The organism is Microbulbifer epialgicus (assembly GCF_041447265.1).
Classification (GTDB): Bacteria; Pseudomonadota; Gammaproteobacteria; order Pseudomonadales; family Cellvibrionaceae; genus Microbulbifer; species Microbulbifer epialgicus.
Genome location: NZ_JBGMEK010000020.1, coordinates 51,787 through 76,896, shown reverse-complemented (window position 1 = coordinate 76,896; position 25,110 = coordinate 51,787). Strand labels below are relative to the sequence as shown.

Genomic DNA, 25,110 nt, shown 5'->3' with positions numbered 1-25,110 from the left:
GTCACCATCAGCGGCGCCAACGCCCTGAGCGGGGGCAGCGGTATCCTGACTGGCAGTCAGAACGAAGACAGCGACAAATACACCATTAGTAAGAGCGGCGACGCTTTACTGGTGAAGGTCGATAACATGGAGTTTTTCGGGCTTCTGAGCGTTTCCGCCTCAGGCGCATCGGACACAATTGTCGGCACTGACAGCCTTAGCGGTGAGAGCTGGGTTTTAGGAAGCAATGATGGTGATATTACACTCGCTGATATCGAGTTCTCGGGGGTCGAAAAAGTTTCTGCTGATAAGGTAGCTGTTGATGCGGCAACTAATGACCGAGCCGATATATTTGAGTTAAGTAAATCGGGGCAAGCAATGATTGTCCGTGGAATTACATTTAGCTCCGTCTCTCAGGTTTCAGCTGGTATTGGCTCTGGGGATAAGGTCATAAGTGATGCAACAGCGTGGCAGCTTGGTGGCGTAGATGGCGAGTTGGCAGTCAATGATGTTCAATTTACAGGAATTGACATGGTTGAAACCACTGACGCGCAACTATTTGGTACCGACGAAGATGACACATTTGAATTAACTGAAACGGGACTTGAGTCTGCAGGTATAGCCTTTAGCGGGGTCAATGAAGTCATTGGCTATGAAGGGGCTGATAAATTGATCGGCACTGAAGGTGCAGATCAATTTGCGCTTTCCTCTGAGGGGGATATTAGCGTAGCGGGAATTAAATTTACTGGTTTGAAGATCCTTGATGCTGCTGGTGGAAATGACACTGTTATTGCAGATGGAGCTACCTGGACTTCTAGCATTAGCGGAAGCTCATTAGAGAAAAATGCTGCTGAGGCTACAGTGAATAATATTACAGTTGCGTTTGATAACTTAGAGCTTGTTCAAGGTGCTGGTATTTATGTCGGCCAAGATGTTGGCAGTAACTATGTTTTCAGTAGCCTCGATACCATGACAGTTGCAGGGGTGACTTTTGCAGACTTGGAAAGCCTTACTGCTGGGGCAGGTGAAGATTCAGTTTATGGAGCTGATATTGACGCTAAATGGGATATTACTGCTTCAAAAAATACTGTAACCAGCGGTAGAGAGTCGCTTTTGTTTAGCGGTATTGAGTTTATATACGCAGGTAGTGGAGCCGATACATTTAATCTTACTGGTGGTGAACTTACTGCAATAGATAGCGGCGCGGGAGATGATACTGTAATTCTCTCAAATGCAGTCATCGATAGAATTTCGCTTGGCGAAGGTGACGATTATGTGCAGGTAGATGCTGAAAGTGGCCAGCAGGTTGAGCTCTATGGAGGTGGTGGGAATGATTCCTTCCAGTACAACCTCGCAGGGGATACATGGCAAATCTATTCAGCCGGCAATAGCGTAGGTAACTTCCAATTCACTGACTTTGAGTTCCTTGATAACACTGCCGATAGTATTTCTTTGGAAACGGATTTGAGTTTTGATTTTGTAAATGGCGGTGATTATTCCAGTGCGTTTAATAATAGTGGTGCAGGACTGGTATTCCACGCTAATGGTATGCGCCTTGGCTATGATGGTAATGGCGATATCAGTGTGGTTAGCAGCGCAAGTGAAACAATTGGTGGAGTTCTCAAGGCAAATCGTGCAGATATTGTCGCTAGTGGGGATGTGAATATTGAAACAGATGTTAATGTTCTCGCTATATCCACATCGGGGCCGAATATAGATATAACAGTGCTTGCCCAAGAGGATTTGATAATTGATGAGATTAACGCGGGTAGGGGTAATGTTCAGTTGGCAAGTGCGGGCTTTGGAGTACTTACTGCTGAAACCTATGGCGATACTCATATAACTGCGGGTAGTATCTCCTTAGGTACAGATACGCAACTTTGGAGCATTATTGGTAGTGAGCTGACCCCGCTACGTATGGATGCGAATGGAAGCGTAGAAATTGTATCTGTCTCTTACTATGAGCCGGAATTTATCGGTCAAGTGCCTAATTTCACCAGCAAGGGTGATGAGCTGCAATCTATCGCTGGTGCACAAGCGGCCCAAGGGCTGCGCTCTGCCGTGCAAAATGGAGTGGAAGACTTTACCCTGGTTGATCCGGCTATCTTCAGTGCGGTGAAACCTTATAGTAGTGGTGTTGATGCGGTGAACTCTCCTGAAATGCGTCTCAGATCCGGTGAGTTGTCACCTGCGGAGGGTTTTTCTGGAGCAGAAGAAGAGCACCCAGACTTTGATGCAATGTTGGAAGCTGGGGAGGATATCACTATCGATATGCGTGAGCAGGAGGTAATGGCTTCAAATAATGCTGGGGGCTAAATGCTAAATGATTTCTTGCAGAATTGTACTAATCAAAAACCGGCTCAAATGAGCCGGTTTTTGATTTAGGGGAAATACTATGTGAGGTGAGGGCGTGCTATCTGTAATGGACAACCCCGATAACGAAAAAAGGCCGACTCTTGCGAGTCAGTCTTTTTGAAATTGGTACCCAGGAGAGGACATTGGGCCAGTTTTTCTAAGAGAGACTATGAGCGCCAGGTGGTTCCAATTCATTGATTTTGTTAAATATTTGAGGTTTGTTTCCCTTTGTGATTGTCAGCGGTTTGCAGCTAGTAGCAATATATTGCACCAGATTTGCACCAGGGTGTACGGGAGATAGTATATGGTGGTTACAAGCGCGGGAACTCGGCGAGGCCCTATTTTATGGTGAAGGCGACCAAGTGCACGCCGTTTTTGACGTGGTAAATTTCGGCAGCGGCTGGTTCTGTACCCGCTGCCGTGTGGCCAATTTCAAAGACACCAATGGCGATACTCCGGACTGTGATTGCACCGACGCGCCACCGCGCATCAAGCTGTTTAACCGGGAACAGGCCGAGCACTTGTTAAATACGCTACCGCTGGCTGAGTGCTTAGCTGCAGAGGAGTAGGGTATCAATCCCAGTAAAGTCGGTATTCAGAGCACCTCTGAATGCTACCGCTCAGTTCCCATGGCCCTGCCTGGCAAATATATCATAGCGATAAATTTACAGGAGCTTATCGCTATGAAACGTTTACTAATTTGGCTATTCAAGAGCCCAAAGAAACACCAGCGTCGTGATCTGTGGCTGTCACTGCAGCTCAGTAACGCAGGTGGTCAGCTGCTGCTGCAATGGGGGCCGCATGAACCTAGTCAGGATCGCAGCCCCGAAGGTAGCAGAGTTGAGTAGGTTGGCTATAGCGAGATAGCCAACTTTCAAAGCCTTAGTGGCATGAATCATCTGCCTCGCAGCCGCTTGAACATATGTCAATCTGAGCTTCAGGGCCGGCCTTAATATCAGTCTCTACTTGCATGATGTATATCCTTATCTTTATGGGGTAACACTAAATCGATCGTCCCGAAGCGCACACCGAGTTTCATTGGCGCTGACCGGTCAAATCGTATGTGGAATTGAACGTTACTTAAAATAAAAAGTTTGGACAATATTTAAGTTTGATTTGGCATGGATTTTTGGTTGCCATTTGTACCAATCAGTTGCTCCAAAATTTTTAAGCATCAAGGGTAGGGGCGCTATATCTCGCCTCCCTTTGCTCTTTTTTTGTTCTTTATGTTTGTATCCCAACTCTGGATTGCTAATACACAACCGGGTATCTAGCTAATAGCAATCCAGAGGCAGGGTAGCTGTAAAGTCGCTAGGGCAAAAACTCGATGATTCGTTTCTGAATTAGCCAGTTATCCACTTCATGTGGGTAAAAATCAAAATAATCAGCCTCAAAATCCTGGAGTAGTGGTGAATAATCAGTTCCTATATTCCAAAAGTTATTCTGTTCATCAAGCATTACAACAATTAGCCGAGTTTCAGATTCCTCTAAACTCTCGCGTAAAAAGCTCAAATCAAAAGGGCAGTGGGGGGGAGCAGGTGCTGCGAAGTACGGCATACTGGGGTCAATATGGGCTTTGATTGCCCCATTTTGCCACCATCCATTCACAGCTCCCGGATACTCGCAGGGGTAACCATCCGTGAAGAGTATTGCGATCCTTTGCGGCTGACCTTTTAGACCGGCTTGCAGATCAGACTCCTGCTGCAGCTCAAACTCCTCGAGTACCGATTCTATCCACGTATCTGTGTGAGTAAACCCCTCCTCCTCGTGAGTAGAAGTAATACCTGCAATCGCATTAATGACCGTTGACCTTGTTTGGTCATTGTCAAGACTATGTATGTTATTAACACTTTCGCTGAAAGTACTTACAGTCCACCAGACATCGTCACCGCTGATACTACCATTATTAATGAGATTAATAGCGGTGCCAGTTATCGCAGACCATTCAACATCTGAAACACCACCAGACGAATCTAAGCCGATGGCAATATAAGTTCTGTCATCCAAATTGTTTACTTGAGCAAACGATAAATTGCTAGCTGCAATTAAGCAGGGAATAGCAAGCATCATATGTATGATTTTATTGAATTTCATTGAAAAGACGCCTTTTTTAATTTTTGTAGCTCAGAATTATCTTGAGCGAGCGCAATCTAGTTATTACTAAAGTGCAAAACAAGTTTTGTCGTCAAATGCACAACTGCTGCTCTTTTTTTGTTCTTTACCTTTGTATCCCTGTTTGTTTCTTTTGACTTGTTTATCCTGTTTGTAAGATCTCTAACTCATTGAATTAAAACGATTTTTAGAGAGTAGGGGGGTACGGATTTCTAGTCTATGGAGGGCAAATTTCTGGTTTTAAGTAGCTTGGGAAGAGTGATTTAAGGGGGTGAGATGAGAGTTTTAGAGGTGCCACATCTTTGCACCAAATTCACCATAACTCATTGATTTGTAAGAGAGTTATGGTGCCCAGGAGAGGACTTGAACCTCCACGACCGTAAGGTCACTAGCACCTGAAGCTAGCGCGTCTACCAATTCCGCCACCTGGGCAAATCAACGTGTGCTCCGTTGAGGACGCGAACTATAGAGATCTGGATTGGGGCTGTCAATGGTTTCGTTGCGCTTATTTCAACATTCACCCTAGAGGTCGGGAAATACAGCTAAATCGCTTATAATACGTGCAATAGCGGCGAAACCCTGATCAATTATGCTCTATCTCTGCCGCCTGCCTATGACCGGATACACTCCGGATACCGCCTATAGTTGGCGGTTACCTCAATAACGGATGCTGTTTTGACAAAAAAAAATATCTTAGAGCCCCTCAGTGCTGACCCCCATGCCCGGCGTGAGGCGGAGAAATATGAAAAGCCTGTTCCAAGTCGTGAATTCCTGCTGCAGCTATTGGAGCAGCAGGCAGGCCCTGTGCCCTGGGAGTTTGTTGCAGATTTATTAGAGTTGCAGGATGAAGACCAGCGCGAGGGGGTGCGCCGGCGCCTGATAGCCATGTCCCGCGACGGTCAAATTGCCAGCAATCGCGCCGGTGATTTTGGCGTACTGGATAAAATGAGCCTGGTTCGCGGCCGCGTAATCGGTCACCGAGATGGCTTTGGTTTTGTTATCCCCGGCGATGGCGGAACTGATTTATTCCTGTCTCACCGCCAGATGCGAAAGGTATTTGACGGTGATGAAGTGCTGGTGCGAGAGACGCCCGGCGGTTTTCGCGGTAAGCGTGAGGGCGCAGTAGTAAGGGTTATCAAGCACAACACCGAGCAACTGGCTGGACGCTTCTATCGGGAGAATGGTATTTGCTTCGTGCGGCCCGATAACCCCCGCATTAATCTCGATATTATGGTGGCGGCAGAAGATGCCGACGGCACTGAACACGGTCAATATGTGGTGGTGAAGATCATTACCCAGCCAGGACGTGACCGTGTACCCCAGGGTGAGGTGATTGAGGTGCTCGGTGATCATTTGGCACCGGGCATGGAGATTGACGTCGCAATTCGCAATTACGGTATTCCCCATACTTGGCCGGGAGTCCTTCAGACAGAGGTGGATTCCATTGCTGAGGAGGTTTTGGAATGTGACAAGAAGGCACGAGTGGACTTGCGGCAGTTGCCTCTGTTGACCATTGATGGCGAAGATGCCAGGGATTTTGATGATGCAGTCTATTGCGAATTGCTATCGGACAATAGCTGGAAATTACTGGTAGCTATTGCAGATGTTTCCCACTACGTGCGTCCAGGATCGGCCTTGGATGAAGAGGCCCATAGTCGTGGCAACTCAGTATATTTCCCCGATTTTGTTGTGCCGATGTTGCCGGAAAAGCTCTCTAATGGACTCTGTTCACTCAACCCGATGGTAGATCGTTTGTGCATGGTGTGTGAGATGCATATTGATCGCGCCGGTGAAATCCTTGATTACCGTTTTTTCGAGGGGGTAATGCGTAGCCATGCGCGCCTCACTTATACACAGGTTGGGCAGATAATAGAGGAGCGAGATAACCGAAACAGTGGTATGCGCAAGCAGCTTGCCCAGCTAACCCCACACCTGGATAACCTGCACGATCTGTATCTGGCGCTGCGTGGCGCCCGCGATCGCCGTGGTGCTATCGATTTCGAGACCACAGAGACCCGTATTCTTTTTGATAGCAATCGTAAGATTGAACGCATAGTGCCTGTTGTGCGCAACGATGCCCACAAACTGATCGAGGAGTGCATGCTGGCGGCGAATGTCTGTGCTGCAAACCTGATGGAATTGTCGGGATTGCCGTCACTCTATCGTGTGCACGACGCTCCCAAGGAGGAAAAACTTAGCAATCTGCGTGAATACCTGGGCGAGTTGGGTCTGCGACTGCCCGGTGGTACTGAGCCCCAACCAGGGGATTTTCAGGCGCTACTGGAGCAAGTCGAAGGGCGGGCCGACGCGCACATTATCCAGGTGATGCTGTTACGCTCCATGAACCAGGCGGTGTACCAACCGGAAAATCGCGGCCACTTTGGCCTGGATTATCGTGCCTACGCACACTTTACTTCGCCGATTCGCCGCTATCCTGACCTGTTATTACACCGCGCATTACGCTGGTTAATCCGCAATGGCAGCGCCAATGAGCGCGCCGTGACGAAAAAAGTCCATGCGGTGCCTGGCGCCAAACCCATCGATCGGCAAAATATCCTTCCCTACGATATGCCAGCGATGTTACAGCTTGGCGAGCAGTGCTCAATGACAGAGCGGCGCGCCGACGATGCTACCCGCGATGTGGTTAGCTGGCTCAAGTGTGAATATTTGCAAGATCATGTGGGAGAAATTTACCCGGGGGTGATCAGTGCAGTGACGGGTTTTGGTTTGTTTGTTGAGCTGGACGACCTGTATGTGGAGGGGCTGATTCATGTTACCGCACTGCCCAAAGATTATTACCGCTTTGAACAGGCACATCAGAGGCTGATCGGCGAACGTAGCGGTAAGCGTTACCACCTCGGCGACTCAGTCACCGTACAGGTGGCAAGAGTCGATTTGGAGGAGCGGAAAGTTGATTTTATTCTTGAGGAGCTGGTGCCGCGTCTCAAGAGAGATAAAGTACGGCGGGATAAATCCGAGACGACTCGAGTCAGTGCTCGTGCTATGGAAATGGCGGTGGAGCATCAGTTGGAACGGGAGCGCCGTGGGCAGCAGAAAAAGAGTGTGAGCCGTAAATTAGCTGGTAGCCCCTGGGCCAAGCACACGGAAACCTCGGCGGAGTCGACGCCTTTTCGTAAACGCAAAGTTGGTTCTAAAGAAGCTGTACCTGTTAAGGAATCCACTGCGCAGAAATCACCCCCTGCCAAGAAAAAACTGAGTAACAAAGACGCGGACCAGCAAAAAAACGATACTCAGGCAAAGCGTAGAGGAACTAAACGTACCCCACCACGCAAGGGCGGAAAGCGTCCGGCAGTAGCTGCACGCAAAGCGGCGCAGAAAGCCGAAAAAGCCAAGACCCGCGCCGGTAAAATGAAAAAGAAGAAAAAGCTTTCTTCTAACAGTAAAAAGAAACATTGATAGAGGAATAAATTGAGTCACGAATTGGTCTATGGCCTGCATGCGGTGCAGGCACTGTTAAAAGGTTCCCCTCAGAATGTGCGGGAACTAATGTTGTTGCGTGGGCGCAAGGACCAGCGCCTGCAAAAGATTATCCAACAGGCGGAAAAGAATGATATCGCACTGCGCTATGTCGATCGCCGCACTCTGGACGAAAAGGCAGAGGAAGGCGCAAATCACCAGGGCGTTATTGCGCTATGCATTGGTAAAACCAAAGTCCACGATGAGAAGTTCCTGCTGGGGATACTCGAGCAACTGGCCCAAAAGGGCGAAGCGCCTTTCCTGTTAATACTGGATGGCGTAACCGACCCACATAACCTGGGAGCTTGTTTGCGCTCTGCAGAGGCAGCCGGCGTCCATGCGGTAATTGCTCCCAAGGATAAGTCGGCCGGGCTGACACCTACTGCCAGAAAGGTGGCCTGTGGCGCCGCGGAGGTGCTGCCATTTATTACCGTCACCAATCTTGCGCGTACTCTTCAACAGTTACAGCAAGCTGGTGTATGGATTTTTGGTGCGGCCGGTGAAGCTACACAGGAGCTCTACCAGAGCCAGTTGACTGGTGCGCTGGCTCTGGTAATGGGAGCCGAAGGTAGTGGCTTGCGCAGGCTGACACGTGAACACTGCGATCACCTGATTAAGATTCCCATGGCGGGTGAGGTTAGCAGCCTAAATGTATCTGTTGCTACCGGTGTCTGCTTGTTCGAGGCAGTGCGCCAGCGCAGCAGTTAGTTTTACAGCCACTTACTACAGGGTCAGAAAGAATACACTGCACTCGATACGCGCTGTGAATACATCCCTGTAAGCTCGTAATCGGCATCCATGCCTCATACGGTCCCGAGCGCAGTGTATTCTTTCCTTCCCTATTTTTAGTAAATTCAATAATTTCAGGATTCAGGCCAATAATGTTGTCCGGATCCTCTTCCCGTCGCAGCACTTCACTCGTAATTTTCCTCTTCTTCTGCGCCCAGAATTATCACTGCTAGATTACATCTCACAGCAACACCGCAAATGTAATTGCCTCTAAGTGGATTTCATTGGGCATTGGTCTGCAGATGGCAGCTGATACTTTTCACAGGATATCTGGGAGGTATGGTTTGTACGCCTGGTCAAAAATATATTTTCGAAGGCGGTCCAATGAAACGCGCTTCATTAAGCTTATACATCCTCATATTCGAAAATTGTATCGTATGGCTTACCGCTGGACCCGAAGTCGAGAGGAGGCTGAAGATTTGGTGCAGGATGTATTGGCGAGCTTATTGGAAAAATCTTTAGATCTTGAAAAAGTACAGAACCTTGGCCCTTGGTTAATTAAGGTGCTTTATCACCGTTATGTGGATCTCTATCGCAGGCGTCAATCTTCGCCAATAAATGATGATGTCGATTGGCAGGAAGTTGAATTTGAAAATCCAGTTGAAACGGAGACTTTTACTCTGCTCGATCTTCACCGCTCCCTGAATCGAGCATTAATGATGCTTGAGCCTGGCTGGCGCGATGCGATCCTGTTACACGATGTGGAGGGTTACACCACCATTGAGGTGGCAGAAATTTTGGATATCAATGTTGGTACAGTGAAGTCCCGCCTGCATAGGGCGCATAAAAAGCTCAAAAAAATAATTATTGAGGGAACCATTTGTGAGAGCCATCCGTGTTAATAAACAAAGGAAAGGCCAATGCAGAAAACAGATTCTACCAAATATTTATCTGATGCCAAGCTGAAGCGGCAATTACGGCTGATGCCTATTGCTGAGCCTGGACCTGATCTGGAAGCCAGGTTACTCAGCTCAGTAATGCGAAAGCGTCGCACAGAGCTTAATAATCAGATGGGTGTGCAAATATTTTCAGGTGGAATGACAAGACGTTTTGCATTGGCGGCCGGATTACTATTGGCATTAGGTATTGCGATGTCATTAGCTCTGATTGTATCCAAACCACCGACTGCTAGTGTGGTTCAGAATCAGTGGCCCAGTGAGGGCAGGGAGGTACAGCCGGTAGTTTTTCTATTACATAGTGGCCAGCAAATGTTAGGCGCCACCATTCGCGTAACCCTACCGGACAATGTACGACTCGATGGTTATGCAGACACTCAAGTATTGCAGTGGAGGGCTGATATTTCCCTAGGAAATAACCGCCTGACACTGCCAGTAGAAATGCTCGAAAGTGCCAAAGAGGGAGAAATCCTGATTGAAGTGGAGTATCGGGGATTGAGCAAGCGTCTACGTCAGCCGGTAATCCGCTTGTAGACCTTTTGCACACATCGGAAGTTTGATCGTAACTATGTCAAAACATGGAGGTAATCGAGTAATGTGGAAACAGGGATTGTTGGCGGCAGGAATTGCTGCGGGAGTATTGGGTTTTGTACCAGCGGTGGGGCAGGAAGTGCCGCAGGATTTGGAGGTTACTCTATCTGTGGTCGAGGAGACCGAGGATGTAATTGACGTAGTCAATAATATTGAGTTACCCCCGGATATGCAGGCGATTGCCGAAGAGACCATGGCTGCAGTAATGGCAGCGGTTGCTGCCGCACAGGAAGGAGGTGGGGAGAATAGTGCAGAGATTGAAGCCATGATGAGAGATGCCCTGGCACGTCATCAGGAGATGGCGACTAATGCACGACTCTCTGCTGAGGCTGCCAGGGAAGAAGCGTTACGCACAGCGGAAGCTGCGCGAGAAAATATTGAGGAGGCAGTGAAAAGTGCGCTGTCTGGTGCGGAGATACAGGGAGTTATTGAACAAATGATGCAAGATATCCTCGGTAGTTTGCCTGAGGATATTCGGGAGCAAATTACAGTGGACTTTGACTCTATTTTTGATCGTGCTCAGGAGAATTTTCCAGAGGCTCCAGAGACTTAATTGCCAGTGCAAATATAGAGTCCATGTAAGGGTAATAGGGAGGTGATTTGCTGTGCGGAATTGGTTGACTGATATAGCGTTGTTCGTGCTGATGGCTTTCTCGCCTGTAGCGTTAATGGCTGGGGACTCATTTAGTGAAGGTACCGAGGCATTTAAGCAGGGAAAATATCGAAAGGCGTTGAAGAGTTTTGAAGCCGAGCGGGAATCAGGCAACAATTCCGCGAAGCTCAGATATAATATCGGTGTCACCTTGATGAAGCTTGAGCGCTTTTCCGAGGCCACCCTTTATTTTCACGGTTTACTGAATACCCCTCGGTGGCGCGATCTGGCACGCTACAATCTGGCTCTGGCTGCAGAGCTGGGAAATCGTGAATTGGCCGCGGCTAAGCATTACCGATTTGTACGTACTAATGCGGCTTCGGAAAATCTTCGGGATATGGCCGACCGCCGTTTACGTTTACTGGCGGAGGGGAATCGTGGCGAAGATAGTAAGCCCTGGCTGGCAATGCTCAGTCTGAGTGCCGGGCACGATGATAATGCTTACGCACTACAAAATGAGCTGCTGTCAGACTCCTCGATCGGTGCGGATAGTTTCGCTGAACTGTTTGCTTGGGGGCAATACCGTCTCAGTGGAAAAGTGAATAACGGTTGGCGAGTGCATGGTTATGGGTTCGGTCGCAAATACAAGGAATATGAAAACCTGGATCTAGCCAGTGTACGCACGGCATTATCACACGATCGCCGGTGGGGTAGCTGGAATACAGAGCTGGGGCTTGCCGCTGAGTTGGTCACTCTGGGTGGCGAATCTGTAAGTCAGCAGGCACAAATTCTCAGCAGGGCCACACGCAATTGGGGGCGAGCCCAGATCACAGTCGCTTATAGCCCTGGCTACTATTTTGGTGGAGAGGAGTATGCTTACCTGGAAGGTTGGCGTCAGCGATTCGAATTGGGTTGGCAGCGGCCACTATTTTCAGTCGAGACCAAATTATTTTATCGATATGATGATAATGACCGGGAAGGCCAGGAAAAATCCGCGGGTGATTACTACAGTTATTCACCGGCCCGCCATACCTTGAGTGGTACACTAGACTGGAAATTCAGCCCAAAGTGGAATTTATCTACCGGGGTGGAGTATCGGCGTAGCTTTTACAACGAAAATAACCGTATTACTGATAATGATGGTAATGTCGAGAACTATCGAAGAGAGTCCGATCGTTTCAGATCCTGGATGGGAGCAAAATATAGGGTGACTCCCAAGTTTAGCGTTAGTGGAAAGTACCAGCATATTGATAACGATGAAAATCGGAATGTATATACTTACGATAAGGGCGAATTCAGTTTTGGTATTGGTTATACCTTTTAAGATTCATTCACAATAAGTTTTTAGAATGGAATTTTCTGATTGAGGAAGAAAATGATAGTGGGCTCCCTAAATGCTTGTCAATAATCATATTTTCAGTTAATGCGGTTATGCATTTGTCGCTCAAGACGTAGATGAAGTTTTGAGCCTTTTCTATTTTCTTGTTGAGATGGCTATCGTCCAGTTTTCCTTTGCATAGCTTCCACTGCTGATGCTTTTCTTGGATATTTTCGGCCAGCTATGGAGCCGCTAGACGCACGCCCTTTGGTAACGACTTTTTTATGTCGCTGCGAATACGTTCTCGCCGTTTCTTAGTTTACTCAAGGAAACATTGGAGCGAGCCCGAATAATGAATGGTTCTTTAGTGAAGGTGATCCGGATCGTAATAATTTCTTGCACCGTAGTTGTAGGCTGCTTTTGCCATCATCATTGTTGATCCTACTCCCAGTGGGGTTGCTCCGAGCCCAGATCAGCTTGAAATAATCCCGGATGGCATACTGTCCCCGTCTTCTTAATCTTTGGAATTTGGTAGTTAGGCGCGAGTAAATAATTCGAAGTTCTTGACTGGCGCCAAGAGGGGTAATTCTTTATGGGGAGGCGACGGGTGGCTGATTCATCCAGCTGTCCACGGTGGCGATTATCGGGCGCGGGTTTTTGATCCAGGAGAGGTGGGGGTTACCTTTGAGGTGGCCAGTAGTCAACTCGCGGGTTTCGCCACCAACAATTGAGGCCAGCTTGCGCGTGGCCTGTACAGGGGCAAATGGGTCGCCGGTCAGGGCGATATGCAGGCTAGGTTGTTTAGTCGGTTGGCGCTCGCCAAATGTTTTTTCCGGTGCGAAGCGACCATTAAAAATGGCACTGGACCAGTCTTTCATTAGCCTGCGCGCCTCGCGCCAACCAAAACCCACACGGGCACCGGGAAAATAACCCAATAGGCTGGAGGTGACGCTCGCAACTGCGGCTAAAGCCAGCAGAGCATAGCGTTGCCGGCCTTGCCAGCTGCGATAATCGACATGCCCGGCGGCGATGGTTACCACCTTTGCGTTGCCGGTCAGGCCCGCGCGTGCAGCCAAGGTGCTGGCCTGGCCGCCAATACTGTGGCCCAGGATAAGGGCGGGGCCGCCGGGGAATGGTTTTTCCAACAGCGCCAACAATTGCGGGAAAAAGGAAAATACTAGGTCATTGTAGCCGTAGTCCGCATTGCGACTGGGACGAGGCAGGCTCTCACCGGTCCCGGGCAGCTCCGTAATTGCGGTGCTGTAACCTAGTTGCTGTAACTCTTCTAAAAGACGGCGGTAGCGATTGGCTGGGATACCCATTGCGGGAACAACCAGAGCGAGGGGGCCTGAGGCGTTGCGAACGGTGGTGACCGGTACCTGGAAGGCGCCAAAGTCTAGATCAAGGATTTCCTGGTGCATGGCACTTCTCAGTTCAGAGAGTGGCAATATTATGTCATTCCGTAGGCGCAAGCCCATGACCAGACTACGCACTTTGGTGGCTCAATCTACACAAATACGGCCCCTTAACCCAATTGCACCGCTTTTCTCGGCAGTAGGTGATCAACTGGTAATTGGATTATCGAAGGCACTGTTCTGGGGTAATTGGTTAACTTGCAACCGGACTGTCGAAGGCACTGCTCTAGGGCAATTGATCAACTTGCAACCGGGCTGGCGGGGGCACTGCCCTTAGAGTAATCGATCAACTTGCAACCGGATTAGCGAAGGCACTGCTCTAGGGTAATTGATCAACTTGCAACCAATCCCGCAACTGCCTAGAATACGCCGCCCGCAACGGGCTCAGTATTCCCGCGCCCGTTGTACTCCTTGCCTTACCGGACCGTCCGGGAGGCTGATTAACCCGTAAGGAGCTAAAATGCGTCATTACGAAATTGTATTCCTGGTTCACCCGGACCAGAGCGAGCAGGTACCAGGCATGGTGGAGCGCTACTCAGCTGCCATCAAAGACACTGGCGGTGAAGTTCACCGTCTGGAAGACTGGGGCCGTCGCCGTCTGGCTTATCCGATCAATAAGATCCACAAAGCCCATTACATTCTGATGAATGTTGAGTGCACCGAAGAGGCTTTGGAAGAGCTGACCACCAACTTCCGTTACAACGATGCGGTTATCCGTAATCTGGTAATCCGTGAAGACGAGGCGATCTCTGACGAGAGCCCGATCATGAAAGCGGAAAAAGAGAGCCGTGAGCGTAAGGCCGCCCGTGCAGAGCGCACCGAGCGCCGCGAGCGCACCGAGGAAGAAAAGCCTTCTTCCGACGCCGCGGAAGCTTCTTCCGATAACGCTGAAAGCGAAGAGTAAGGGGATTATCAGATGGCACGTTTTTTCCGTCGTCGCAAGTTCTGCCGTTTCACCGCTGAAGGTGTAAAGCGTATCGACTACAAAGATCTCGATACCCTGAAAGCCTACATCTCTGAGACTGGTAAGATTGTTCCGAGCCGTATTACCGGTACCAAAGCCAAGTATCAGCGCCAGCTGGCCACTGCAGTCAAGCGCGCTCGCTACCTGGCCCTGCTGCCGTACACGGACAGCCACGAAGCCTAAGCCGCAGTTTGCTTAGACTCATTAATATTAATAGAGAAGCTATCTAACTATGCGCGCCGTAGCTGAGTTTATTATGCGCGGGCGCGTCAGGGCGGTAATCCTTACCATGTTGGGGATACCGCTGATAAGCCCGGCGATCCTCGCTCTAGTGAGTTTGCGTCGCGGTGGCAGTGATGGCCTGATGGTTTTGGCGTGGGCACTGTTACCGATAGTCGTTATGGGTATGAGTGGTCACGTACCTCCATTGGTGACTGGGATATCCGCAGGTCATTTTGCCGCAGTCTTTTGTGGCGCAATGGCATTGCGCAGCAGTCGCTCCTGGGTCGCTGGCCTGGTGGCTGTAACGGCGGCATCGGCAGTAGGCATATTGCTGACCTCTGTCTTCAGTGGAGGGCTTCTGCAAGGGTTTTTGCAGGCGGTCGAGAGAGCCGCGGAACAGCCCAACACTGTTCCAATGGACGAGCTGAAGCAGATATTTTCGAGTGAAATACAGATCACCGGTTACCTGAGCCTGATATCGGCAATGAGTGCTACGCTGGCTCTGGTACTGGGACGCTACTGGCAGGCTCTGCTGTATAATCCCGGCGGTTTTCGCCAGGAGTTTCACCAGCTGCGCTTGCCCCTATGGCTGGCAGCGACAAGTATGTTGCTGTGGGTGGTCAGCTTGGTAACTCCCGGTTATGCATTTTGGGGAGCGGTGATTGCTTTTCCCATGGTGGTCGCCGGTATCGCCCTGATTCATTGGCTGGTTGCCAGTCGCGGTTGGGGGGTGGGGCCCCTGGTGGCGATGTATGTGATGCTGGTCGTTGGGGGGTTGCCGCTGGCAGGCTTCCTGTGCGGCCTGGCTTTGGTAGATAGCTGGATAGATATTCGCGGGCGCTCTGCACCTTAGGCGCGCACCGCACAATACAGAAATTGAGGAAACCGAGATGGAAGTTATTCTGCTCGATAAAGTAGGCAAACTGGGCAACGTGGGTGACCGCGTTGAAGTTAAAGCCGGTTTTGGCCGCAACTTCCTGCTGCCAACTGGTAAGGCAATTCCGGCTACCGCAGCCAATGTTGCTGAGTTCGAAGCCAAGCGTGCTGAATTGGAAGCCGCTGCAGCCGCTAAGCTGGCTGAAGCTGAAAGCCGGGCTACCAAGCTGGCCGACCTGGCTGTAACCATCGCCGCCAATGCCGGTGACGAAGGCAAACTGTTCGGTTCTGTTGGTACCCGTGATATTGCTGAAGCGATCACCGCTGGTGGCGTTGAAGTAGCCAAGGCAGAAGTGAAGTTGCCGGAAGGCGCCCTGCGTGAAGTGGGCGAGTACGAAGTAGACGTACAACTGCACTCTGACGTGACTGCTGTAGTTAAAGTCGTTATCGAAGCCGAATAAGGTTTTGTCGACAAGCAGTTGGTGCCTGTGGCGCCAGCCGCGCTACAATCGGGCGCTGCTCCCTTGGAGTCAGCGCCTGTTTTGTTTCTGGTATCCAATAAAGTCCAATGATCGACGAATACGCCAATCCTGAAGAAGAGATCCACAGTGACGAGAGTTCACCGCTACCGCACTCGGTAGAGGCGGAGCAGTCCGTACTGGGTGGTCTGATGTTGGACCCAGGCCGTATCGATGCGGTTGCCGAGCAGCTGAGTGAAGAGGACTTCTTTAGTGCCAGCCACCGCAAGATTTTTGCGGTGATGGGCGAGCTGAGTAATGGCGAGCAGCCGCTGGATATCGTTACTCTTGCCGAAGGCCTTGCCAGCCGCGACCTGCTTGGCGAAGTTGGCGGCCCCGCCTATCTGGCGGAATTGGCCGAGAATACCCCCTCTGCAGCAAACATTGTCGCCTACGCCAAGATAGTGCGCGAGCGCTCCATGCTACGCCAGCTGATCGCCGCTGCCGGTGAGATCAGCCGCACCAGCTTTAATCCCGGCGGCCTGGCCTCTACCGACCTGTTGCAGATGGCTGAACGCCGCGTGGCGGAAATTGCCGAGGGGCGCGCGAAAGATGGCGGCTTTGTCGGTGTGGACACCCTGCTGAAGAAGACTGTCGAGCGTATCGACGAGTTGTTCAAGACCGAGGGCGATATCACTGGCCTCAGCACCGGTCTCACTGAATTGGACCAGCGCACCTCCGGCTGGCAACCGGGTGAACTGGTTATCCTTGCCGCGCGTCCTTCTATGGGTAAGACTGCGCTGGCGCTGAACTTTATTGAAAGCGCCATGTTGCTGCAGGAGCGCCCAACCCTAATCTTCAGTATGGAGATGCCCTCGGATAGCTTGGTGATGCGGATGCTGTCCTCTATCGGTCGTATCGACCAGGGACGAATCAGGAACGGCAAACTGCAGGAAGAGGATTGGCCCAAGCTTTCCAGCGCAGTACAAAAGATGAAGGGCAAAGCCCTGTATATCGACGATACCCCCGCACTCAGTCCCAGCGAGGTGCGCGCGCGCACCAAGCGCACTGTGCGCGATCACATCAACAAATTGATGCGCGAGAACCCCAAACTGAGTCGCGAGGATGCCGAAGCCAAGAGTATGCCTGCCATGATTATGGTGGACTACCTGCAGCTGATGCAGGTGAAGGGCTCTACTGAGGGCCGTACCCAGGAAATCTCCGAGATTTCCCGCTCTCTCAAGGCTTTGGCAAAGGAATATGAGTGCCCGGTGATTGCCCTGTCGCAGCTAAACCGGGGAGTGGAACAGCGCCCCAACAAGCGGCCGATGAACTCGGACCTGCGGGAATCGGGAGCGATTGAGCAGGACGCAGACGTGATCCTGTTTATCTACCGCGATGAATATTACAACGAGGACAGCCCGGATAAGGGCATGGCCGAACTGATTATCGGCAAGCAACGTAACGGTGAAATTGGCACCTGCCGCGCGGCCTTTGTCGGTAAATATACTCGCTTCGATAACCTGGCAGCGGAATACTATCAGGGCGAGTAAGTCCTTCCGTTAGATTCGGAATTATATAGAGGCTCCCTTGTTATCCGAGCAAAAGATCCGCGCACTGGTGCTACAGCGCCAATTTATCCACAGCCCCTGGACCGAGGGGCTGCCGGGATTGTTGCAACACCTGGGCGCATTACAGCTGGATGCCATCCAGCGAATTACCCGGGCCCACCACCACCAGCTTTACAATCGCCTGCCTCGTTACCGCGAATCACATCTGGCTGAAGCGGAACAGCGTCGTGAGATTTTCGAGTACTGGTCTCACGCTGCTGCCTATCTGCCAATGGCCCACTATCCCTATGCGCGGGTACGTATGGATCGTATCCGCGCCGGCCAGCGTCACTGGTTTGAGAAAAACGCCAAGTTGTGTCGCTACGTGCTTAATCGTGTGCGTGAGGAAGGCGCTTTGCGGGCCAGTGATTTTGTGCGCACCAAGAGTGGTTGGTGGGAGTGGTCCGACGAGAAGAAAGCCTTAGAGCAGTTGTTTCATGAGGGTGAGCTGATGGTTAGCCACCGCGAGGGTTTCCAAAAAGTTTTCGATCTCCCGGAGCGGATACTGCCGGCAAATACAACGACCCGCGCCGCTTCGAAGTTGGAATACGGCAGCCATCTGGTGCGCACTTTTCTGGGCTGCCAAGGCATTGGTCGTATCGAGGAAATTGCCTACCTACGTCGGGAAGATAAACCTTTTATTCAGCTGGCAGCAGAAAGCATGCTGGCAACTGGAGAGCTGACGCCCCATGGTAAAGAGCTGGTGCTGACCGAACAGCTGGAGCAGAGCCTGGGGCGACCATCGCGCAAGGTGCGACTTTTATCGCCTTTCGATCCTTTGATATTACAGCGCAAGCGCTTGCGCCGCCTGTTTGGTTTTGATTACCAGCTGGAGTGCTATGTACCGGCGGCTAAGCGCCGCTACGGCTATTTCTGCCTGCCGATTTTATACGGAGACCGATTTGTGGGGCTCGTTGACCTGAAGGCTGACAGAGAAGCGGGGGTGCTGCGGGTAGAGGCCCAGCACTGGACAGAAAAGCCCGGTGCTTCGCTCGAGGCGAGTTATCACCGGGCTCTGGGGCAGTTTGCCCGCTTTCACGGGTTGGAAAGCGAAACGGCGCTTACAGCTTGACCACTACGTAAACTTCGCGGCCATCGCGCTGGGTTGGCATAAAATAGTTGCCGCCATAGCGGTAGTACTGGATCCCATTAATGGTCTCGGCAGCGTAACCTGTAGGTAGGGTCTCCACCACCTGGCCAGGCTGAAAACCGTCCGGGCCCGGATTCGGGGTGTCGGGAACCGTGGTCGGAGCGGGAGCCGCTGCCGGGGCTGCTACCACTGGAGCTGGTACTACAGCGACGGGAGTTGGTGGCGCCACCACCACATAGGTGCGGTTGGCTGGAACCCACTGGTAATAGGCATCAGCATATCTGTAGTAGGTCACGCCCCCCACTTGAACTCGCACAGCACTGGTTGGCAGTGTTACTACTGAAGCACCCAGCGGGGCATTAACCACCACATAACCCCTTGGGCCGTGGCGATAGAAGTGTCCGCCATGGTAATAATAGGGGTGTCCGCCTACGGCGACACGCACATGATTTCTGGGTAGTACCGGTGCGATAAATCCGATGGACACCCTGGGCCCACGATAGTAGCCACCCCCACGATGGTGATGGCGGGAATGATAGCGGTGATCCCCCCCACGCTCGTAGCCACGTGCGTCGGCTGAGGGGCTAAAGGCAAAAGCGGCCAGTGCCAGGAACGCACTGGCGCCGAGTACGACATTCAGTTTATTCACAGTCTCTCCAGCGAAGTGATTACTCACATCGACATACTAACCCTTATTCTGTCACTTAAGACAGCGTAATTGGTTAAGAAATGTCAAAGTGCTGGAGTGGAGCCCTGGTCAGCGATTGCGCTGGATAATACCCATCAGCTTGTACATCAGTTGTGCAGCAGCGAAATCATAGGCGTGGAAGCCCTCGATCGGCGCAAATTCCAGCAGATCGAAGCCAATTATCTCTCTCTGATGCGCCACCGATTCGAACAAGTTTAGAGTCTGGTACCAACCGAGACCACCGGGTACCGGAGTGCCGGTAGAGGGGAAGACCGATGGGTCCATACCGTCGACGTCTAGGGTAAAGAAGACTTTCCTGGGGAAATCCTCCGGTAACTGGAATTCCTGAAGGTTGTTGGGCACTAGTTGGTGGGCATCCAGGTAGCCCACGTTGTAGTCCTTGCGCGCCTGCACTTCCTCTTCGCAATAGGCGCGGATTCCCAGCTGAAAAAGGGGCACGCCGGCTTCCACTACCAGGCGCATAACACTGGCGTGGCTGTGTTTGTGACCCTCGTAGCGATCGCGCAGGTCGGCGTGGGCATCGATCTGTACCACGCCGAAGTCGGTTTCACCGGCATCCAGCAGGCCTTTGATAATGCCCCAGGTCACCGAGTGCTCACCGCCGATACCCACCGGTATCTTGCCCAGTGCCAGCACCTCTTTGGTGGCTGCGGCGATATTGTCCATTACCTGCTCGGCAGGGCCGGAAACCGAGACCGGCGAGCGGGTGTAAATGCCCAGGTCACAGGGGTTGGAGAAATTGTCGAAAGTCTCCAGCTGCCAGGAGGCTTCCAGGATGGCTGCCGGGCCCTTGCCGGTGCCGCCGCCGTAGGAGACGGTCTCTTCATAGGGAATAGGGATGATATGAAAAAGGGCGTCTTCCGGCTTCGGCTGCTCGATTTCGGAGCCGAGAAAAATGGGGTAATCGTTTTCTGACATTTTGTGTAGTTCCTCTGGCGGCGGGGCCTGATTGGTGTGATCCACCGCATCTCAATCTCGATCGGCTCGAGCTCAGGAGAGACGCCCCTTAAAGTCCTCATAGCCGAAGGTTTTAATCATTTTCAAGTCGTCAGTATCTGAATTCCACAGGGCAATGGCGGGTAAGGGGATGCCATTGAAGGTATTGGTTTTCACCATGGTGTAGTAGGCCATCTCCTCGAAAACCAAGCGCTCCCCGACCCTGAGTGGATTGTGGAAGCTGTACTCGCCAATACTGTCCCCGGCCAGGCAGCTTTGCCCACCCAAGCGGTAGGTGTGGGGCAGCTCGCCGGGGCGTGAGGCGCCGGTGATCTCGGGGCGGTAGGGCATCTCCAAGACATCCGGCATATGACAGGTGGCAGAGGCATCGAGGATGGCTTGGTTTTGTCCGTTCCAACCGGTGTCTACTATCTCGGAGACTAGGATGCCGGAGAATAGGGAAATAGCTTCGCCGGGCTCCAGATAGACCTGTACACGGTATTTATCGGCGAAGGCTCGCACGGCCTCCACCAGCTCTTCTACTTGGTAGTCTCGGCGGGTGATATGGTGGCCGCCACCGAAATTGATCCACTCCATCTGGGGAATGAGGTCGCCAAATTTCTCTTCTACCGCAGCGATAGTGCGCTGCAGCGGCTTGAAGTCCTGTTCGCACAGGGTATGGAAGTGCAGGCCGCTGATGCCTACCAGGGACTCCTCTTCAAACAGTGAACGCACAATACCTAGGCGTGAGCAGGGCGCACAGGGATCGTAGAGATCGGTGTGGCCCTCGGAGTGTTCCGGATTAATGCGCAGGCCGAAGCGCAATTCCGGGCGCTGCTTTTGTATATCCAGGCACAGCTCTCGATAGCGCTTCCACTGGGAGAAGGAGTTGAAGATTACATGGTGGGCGAACTGCAGTATCTCGTGCAGTTCCTCATCCTTATAGCCCGCACTGAACACATGTACTTCTTTTCCTTGGTCACGACCACCATATTCCTCAAAGCCGAGTTTGGCTTCATACAGGCCACTGGCACAGGTGCCGGATAGATATTCAGCCACGATATGGCCGGTACTGTACATGGAGAATGCCTTAAGGGCGGCCAGCACCTTGGCGCCGCTGCGTTTCTGCACTTCGGCGAGCACCGCCAGGTTATCGCGCAAGGCGATTTCATCAATGACAAAACAGGGCGAGGGTACGCGGTAGGGGTCAAAGCTGCCGAAATAATCTACGCGGGGAGTGAGGTCCATGGGGGGCGTTATTTCCTGATGCGGCGGGATGGGCGAAGGGGCCCATCCCAAGGAGTATGCAAAAAGTGCGCTGTTACTGGAAGGGCTTGTCTAACCAGGTTTCCTTCCAGGGCAAGCCGTACTTGTTCAGGTCGTCCATAAAGGGGTCCGGGTCCATCTGCTCCATATTCCACACGCCCGGCTTCATCCACTTGCCTTCCATCATCATCTTGGCACCGATCATGGCGGGTACACCGGTAGTGTAAGAGATCGCCTGGGACTGTACCTCTTTGTAGCAATCCTGATGGTCGCAGGTGTTGTAGACGTAGTAGATCTTTTCTTCGCCGTCTTTGGAGCCGCGGATAATATTGCCAATGCAGGTCTTGCCTTTGGTCAGTGGGCCCAGGCTGGCGGGGTCCGGCAACATGGCTTTGAGGAATTGAATAGGTATGATTTCCTGGCCCTGGAACTCCACTGGTTCAATGCCGGTCATGCCGATATTTTGCAGTACTTCCAGGTGCTTCAGGTAGCTCTCACCAAAGGTCATCCAAAAACGTGCGCGCTCGATTTCCGGGAAGTGCTTGGAAAGAGACTCCAGCTCTTCGTGGTACAAAAGGTAGATGTCCTTATCGCCAATGCCTTCGGGGAAGTTGAAGACACGCTTCTCTTCCATCGGCTCAGTGGTTACCCACTGGCCATTTTCCCAGTAGCGACCGTTAGCGGTGATCTCACGGATATTAATTTCCGGGTTAAAGTTGGTGGCAAACGGCAGGCCGTGGTCGCCGGCGTTGCAGTCGAGAATATCCAGCGTGTGGATACGATCGAAGTGGTGTTTCTTGGCGTAGGCAGTGAATACGCTGGTGACGCCTGGATCGAAACCGCTGCCCAGCAGTGCCATCAGGCCGGCCTTTTTGAACTTTTCCTGGTAGGCCCACTGCCATTTGTACTCGAACTTGGCCTCTTCCGGCGGCTCGTAGTTGGCGGTGTCCAGGTAGTGCACGCCGGTTTCCAGGCAGGCATCCATGATGTGTAGATCCTGGTAGGGCAGGGCCACATTGATGACCATATCCGGCTTCACTTTCTCGATCAGTTTGACCAACTCAGGTACGTTGTCCGCGTCCACTTCGGCAGTATCGATTTTCCGTGGCAGCATCGCTGCAATCTTGTCACACTTACTCTTGGTGCGGCTGGCGAGAGTGATATTTTCAAACACTTCCTCAACCTGGGCGCACTTGTGTGCAACCACCTGGCCGACGCCGCCGGCGCCGATGATCAGTACGTTGGCCATAAAGATCTCCTTAAACTGCAGCTTTTCTCGCCGCTATTTTCTCAAAGGCGTTGGGCCTTATTTCTCAAAGTAGGTGTAACCGCTCATGCTGGCGGTATAGGTTTGCAAAATCTGCTTGCGCTGGGCGGCTGTAATCAGCCCCTGTTTGACGGCGCGCTCCGCCAGGCGACGGAAGCGTTCGAACAGCGCTTTGGGTTGGTATTCTACGTAACTCAGTACGTCGGAAATACTGTCTCCGTGAATCTCGTGGCTGAAGTCGATACTGCCGTCTTCCTGGATACGTACACTCACTACATTGGTATCGCCAAACAGGTTGTGCAGGTCTCCCAGGGTTTCCTGGTAAGCACCGATCAGGAAGGTGCCGAGGATATAGTCCTCGCCATCCTTCAGTTCGTGCAAAGGCAGGGTTTTCTGCTCTTTTTCACGGCCGATAAAGCGGTCGATCTTGCCGTCGCAGTCGCAGGTGATATCGGCGATGATGGCGGAGCGGGTCGGCGCTTCGTCCAGGCGGTGGATTGGCAATAGTGGAAATACCTGGTCGATAGCCCAGATATCCGGCACCGACTGGAATACACTTACGTTCGCGTAGTAGATATCCGACAGCACCTCTGGCAGTGCTTGCAGGTCTGCGGGAATTTCCTCAGCCTCGTCGAGCAGTTTGCGAATCTCCTGGGCTCCTTGCAGGAACAGGTTTTCCGCATTGGCGCGCTCTCGCAGGCTCACCTGTCCGTGCAGGTATAGAGAGCGCACCTCATCGCGATAGTAGAGCGCGTCGTTGTAACTTTCCTGCAGATTTTTGGGGGTGATACTACGCACCGCATCCTGCAGATTGAGTAGCATCTGGTGGTCGCCATCGCTGATCTTGGTGTGCTCAAGCTCTACCGGTTCGAAGCGGGTGGTATCGAGGATATCGAATAGCAACACTGAGGAGTAAGCCACAGTGGCACGGCCGGACTCGGTGATAATCACCGGGTGTGCGACGCCCTCGCTATCGAGGGTGCCCATAATGGCTTCCACCACATCCACACAGTACTCATCCAGGGAGTAGTTCTTGGAGTGGGTGTAATTGGTCTTGCTGCCATCGTAATCCACCGCCAGGCCACCGCCCAGGTCCAGATACCCCATGGGTGCGCCTTCTTCAACTAGATCGGCGTAGTAGCGGCATGCTTCCAGCACGCCGGTGCGGATATCGCGGATATTCGGCACTTGCGATCCCAAGTGATAGTGCAGCAGCTTGAGACAGTCGAGCATATCGTGGTTGCGTAACTGGTCAACCATGGCGATCAGGTCATTACTGCCCAGGCCGAAAATACTGCGGTCACCGCTGGTGGCGTTCCAGTAGCCGCCCACCTTGGAGGCGAGCTTCACCCGCGCGCCTATATTGGGGCGCACCTGCTCGCGCTCGGCACAGCGGATAATGGTTTCTACCTCTGAGGGGGTTTCCACTACGAAAAAAACCTGCACACCCAGACGCTGTGCTTGTAGGCCGAGGTTGATAAACTCTTCGTCCTTGTAGCCGTTACAGATGATCAGGGATTCGGTGTTATCCAAAATGGATAGGGCTGCGATCAGCTCCGCCTTGCTGCCGGCCTCCAAGCCGTGATTAAAGCGGCGGCCGGCACTGGCGATCTCTTCAATCACTTGGCATTGCTGATTCACCTTGATCGGGAAGACTCCACGAAACACGTTACTATAGCCACAATCATTGATAGCGCGGGCAAAGGATTCGTTAATACGCGCGATCTGCGCATCGAGCAAATTCTCGATACGCAATAAAAGCGGCATGCCCAGGCCCCGCTCTGTAGCACCGCGGGCAATTTCCATCAAGGATACGTTGTGGGTCTCCCCATTGGGGGAGTCGACTTGTAGTGAGATTTCACCGTTTTCGTTCAAATCGAAATATCCGGCGCCCCAGTTGCGGATGCCGTAGAGTTCGGCCGAATCTTCGCAAGTCCAATCTTTAACTTGTTGCTTTTTCATGGCGCCTTTCTGTTGATATTTGGCGGGCGCGAATCTTGGGCCCAGCAGGGCCGGAAAGCAATAACTATAGATAAAAAAACGCTATTTTTAACCTCTGCACAACTAAATCGCTATTCGGTTTGTCGGGGTGCTATTGACGTGTTGTGACAATCCGGAATCTGTACCCGGGTATGGATGAAGTGGTGAAGGGAAGAGAGATAAAAAATGCGGCCCGAAGGCCGCGGGA

22 protein-coding genes and 1 tRNA gene are annotated in these 25,110 nt (G+C 51.9%); 15 read left to right on the top strand and 8 right to left on the bottom strand.

Translation table 11 applies throughout. The features are described 5' to 3' along the window. The 3 genes from ACCI49_RS11040 to ACCI49_RS11030 all read left to right on the top strand — a co-directional run. Nucleotides 1-2,295 (top strand): hypothetical protein (locus ACCI49_RS11040; protein ID WP_371839016.1); only part of this gene is annotated, 2,295 nt, incomplete at its 5' end. Between the two features lie 401 nt (nt 2,296-2,696). Continuing rightward, nucleotides 2,697-2,903: a hypothetical protein gene (locus tag ACCI49_RS11035; RefSeq protein WP_371839015.1), complete on the top strand. Its 207-nt coding sequence runs from the start codon at nt 2,697-2,699 to the stop codon at nt 2,901-2,903. A gap of 114 nt (nt 2,904-3,017) precedes the next feature. Next, nucleotides 3,018-3,182: a hypothetical protein gene (locus tag ACCI49_RS11030; protein ID WP_371839014.1), complete on the top strand. Its 165-nt coding sequence runs from the start codon at nt 3,018-3,020 to the stop codon at nt 3,180-3,182. A 463-nt stretch (nt 3,183-3,645) separates the two neighbouring features. Here ACCI49_RS11030 and ACCI49_RS11025 read toward each other — a convergent pair whose 3' ends face one another. Continuing rightward, nucleotides 3,646-4,428, bottom strand: coding sequence for a VWA domain-containing protein (locus ACCI49_RS11025; RefSeq protein ID WP_371839013.1), 783 nt, complete (start codon nt 4,426-4,428; stop codon nt 3,646-3,648). A gap of 363 nt (nt 4,429-4,791) precedes the next feature. Further along, nucleotides 4,792-4,878: transfer RNA gene (locus tag ACCI49_RS11020), tRNA-Leu, on the bottom strand. A gap of 243 nt (nt 4,879-5,121) precedes the next feature. Between ACCI49_RS11020 and rnr the strand changes: the two genes are divergently transcribed. The 6 genes from rnr to ACCI49_RS10990 all read left to right on the top strand — a co-directional run bounded on the left by rnr (nt 5,122) and on the right by ACCI49_RS10990 (nt 12,115). After that, nucleotides 5,122-7,863 carry a ribonuclease R gene (gene rnr / locus ACCI49_RS11015; RefSeq protein WP_371839012.1) on the top strand — a complete coding sequence of 914 codons (2,742 nt, stop codon included), beginning with the start codon at nt 5,122-5,124 and terminating at the stop codon, nt 7,861-7,863. 12 nt (nt 7,864-7,875) lie between these two features. Further along, complete coding sequence (gene rlmB / locus ACCI49_RS11010; RefSeq protein WP_371839011.1) at nt 7,876-8,631, top strand: 23S rRNA (guanosine(2251)-2'-O)-methyltransferase RlmB; 756 nt, start codon at nt 7,876-7,878, stop codon at nt 8,629-8,631. A gap of 323 nt (nt 8,632-8,954) precedes the next feature. Continuing rightward, nucleotides 8,955-9,554 (top strand): RNA polymerase sigma factor, encoded by a 600-nt coding sequence (locus ACCI49_RS11005; protein ID WP_371839010.1) that lies wholly within the window; start codon nt 8,955-8,957, stop codon nt 9,552-9,554. 18 nt (nt 9,555-9,572) lie between these two features. After that, entirely contained in the window at nt 9,573-10,142 is a 570-nt protein-coding gene (locus tag ACCI49_RS11000; RefSeq protein WP_371839009.1) for a hypothetical protein, read from the top strand. 61 nt (nt 10,143-10,203) lie between these two features. After that, complete coding sequence (locus ACCI49_RS10995) at nt 10,204-10,752, top strand: hypothetical protein (RefSeq protein ID WP_371839008.1); 549 nt, start codon at nt 10,204-10,206, stop codon at nt 10,750-10,752. Between the two features lie 52 nt (nt 10,753-10,804). Beyond that, complete coding sequence (locus ACCI49_RS10990; protein WP_371839007.1) at nt 10,805-12,115, top strand: outer membrane beta-barrel protein; 1,311 nt, start codon at nt 10,805-10,807, stop codon at nt 12,113-12,115. A gap of 584 nt (nt 12,116-12,699) precedes the next feature. Here the strand turns inward: ACCI49_RS10990 and ACCI49_RS10985 are convergent. After that, nucleotides 12,700-13,530: an alpha/beta fold hydrolase gene (locus tag ACCI49_RS10985; protein ID WP_371839006.1), complete on the bottom strand. Its 831-nt coding sequence runs from the start codon at nt 13,528-13,530 to the stop codon at nt 12,700-12,702. Between the two features lie 454 nt (nt 13,531-13,984). Between ACCI49_RS10985 and rpsF the strand changes: the two genes are divergently transcribed. The 6 genes from rpsF (at nt 13,985) to ACCI49_RS10955 (ending at nt 18,726) form a co-directional block, all read left to right on the top strand. Further along, complete coding sequence (rpsF, locus tag ACCI49_RS10980) at nt 13,985-14,428, top strand: 30S ribosomal protein S6 (protein WP_371839005.1); 444 nt, start codon at nt 13,985-13,987, stop codon at nt 14,426-14,428. 12 nt (nt 14,429-14,440) lie between these two features. Then, nucleotides 14,441-14,671 (top strand): 30S ribosomal protein S18, encoded by a 231-nt coding sequence (gene rpsR, locus ACCI49_RS10975; RefSeq protein WP_020411626.1) that lies wholly within the window; start codon nt 14,441-14,443, stop codon nt 14,669-14,671. A 49-nt stretch (nt 14,672-14,720) separates the two neighbouring features. Further along, complete coding sequence (locus tag ACCI49_RS10970; protein WP_371839004.1) at nt 14,721-15,563, top strand: hypothetical protein; 843 nt, start codon at nt 14,721-14,723, stop codon at nt 15,561-15,563. 37 nt (nt 15,564-15,600) lie between these two features. Further along, on the top strand, nt 15,601-16,047 hold the full coding sequence (gene rplI, locus ACCI49_RS10965) for a 50S ribosomal protein L9 (protein WP_371839003.1): 447 nt from the start codon (nt 15,601-15,603) through the stop codon (nt 16,045-16,047). A gap of 107 nt (nt 16,048-16,154) precedes the next feature. Beyond that, complete coding sequence (gene dnaB / locus ACCI49_RS10960; RefSeq protein ID WP_371839002.1) at nt 16,155-17,597, top strand: replicative DNA helicase; 1,443 nt, start codon at nt 16,155-16,157, stop codon at nt 17,595-17,597. 37 nt (nt 17,598-17,634) lie between these two features. Further along, nucleotides 17,635-18,726: a winged helix-turn-helix domain-containing protein gene (locus tag ACCI49_RS10955; protein WP_371839001.1), complete on the top strand. Its 1,092-nt coding sequence runs from the start codon at nt 17,635-17,637 to the stop codon at nt 18,724-18,726. Here ACCI49_RS10955 and ACCI49_RS10950 read toward each other — a convergent pair. From ACCI49_RS10950 to speA, 5 genes are all read right to left on the bottom strand, one after another. After that, on the bottom strand, nt 18,716-19,393 hold the full coding sequence (locus ACCI49_RS10950) for a DUF6515 family protein (RefSeq protein ID WP_371839000.1): 678 nt from the start codon (nt 19,391-19,393) through the stop codon (nt 18,716-18,718). The two genes, ACCI49_RS10955 and ACCI49_RS10950, sit on opposite strands and share 11 nt — an antisense overlap. Before the next feature lie 108 nt (nt 19,394-19,501). Then, nucleotides 19,502-20,371 carry an agmatinase gene (speB, locus tag ACCI49_RS10945; protein ID WP_371838999.1) on the bottom strand — a complete coding sequence of 290 codons (870 nt, stop codon included), beginning with the start codon at nt 20,369-20,371 and terminating at the stop codon, nt 19,502-19,504. Nucleotides 20,372-20,443: 72 nt separating this feature from the next. Further along, nucleotides 20,444-21,637: a carboxynorspermidine decarboxylase gene (gene nspC / locus ACCI49_RS10940; RefSeq protein ID WP_371838998.1), complete on the bottom strand. Its 1,194-nt coding sequence runs from the start codon at nt 21,635-21,637 to the stop codon at nt 20,444-20,446. Nucleotides 21,638-21,710: 73 nt separating this feature from the next. Then, on the bottom strand, nt 21,711-22,904 hold the full coding sequence (locus tag ACCI49_RS10935) for a saccharopine dehydrogenase family protein (RefSeq protein WP_371838997.1): 1,194 nt from the start codon (nt 22,902-22,904) through the stop codon (nt 21,711-21,713). A 57-nt stretch (nt 22,905-22,961) separates the two neighbouring features. Continuing rightward, nucleotides 22,962-24,884, bottom strand: a complete 1,923-nt coding sequence (speA, locus tag ACCI49_RS10930; RefSeq protein ID WP_371838996.1) for a biosynthetic arginine decarboxylase — start codon at nt 24,882-24,884, stop codon at nt 22,962-22,964. Between the last annotated feature and the right edge of the window lie 226 nt (nt 24,885-25,110).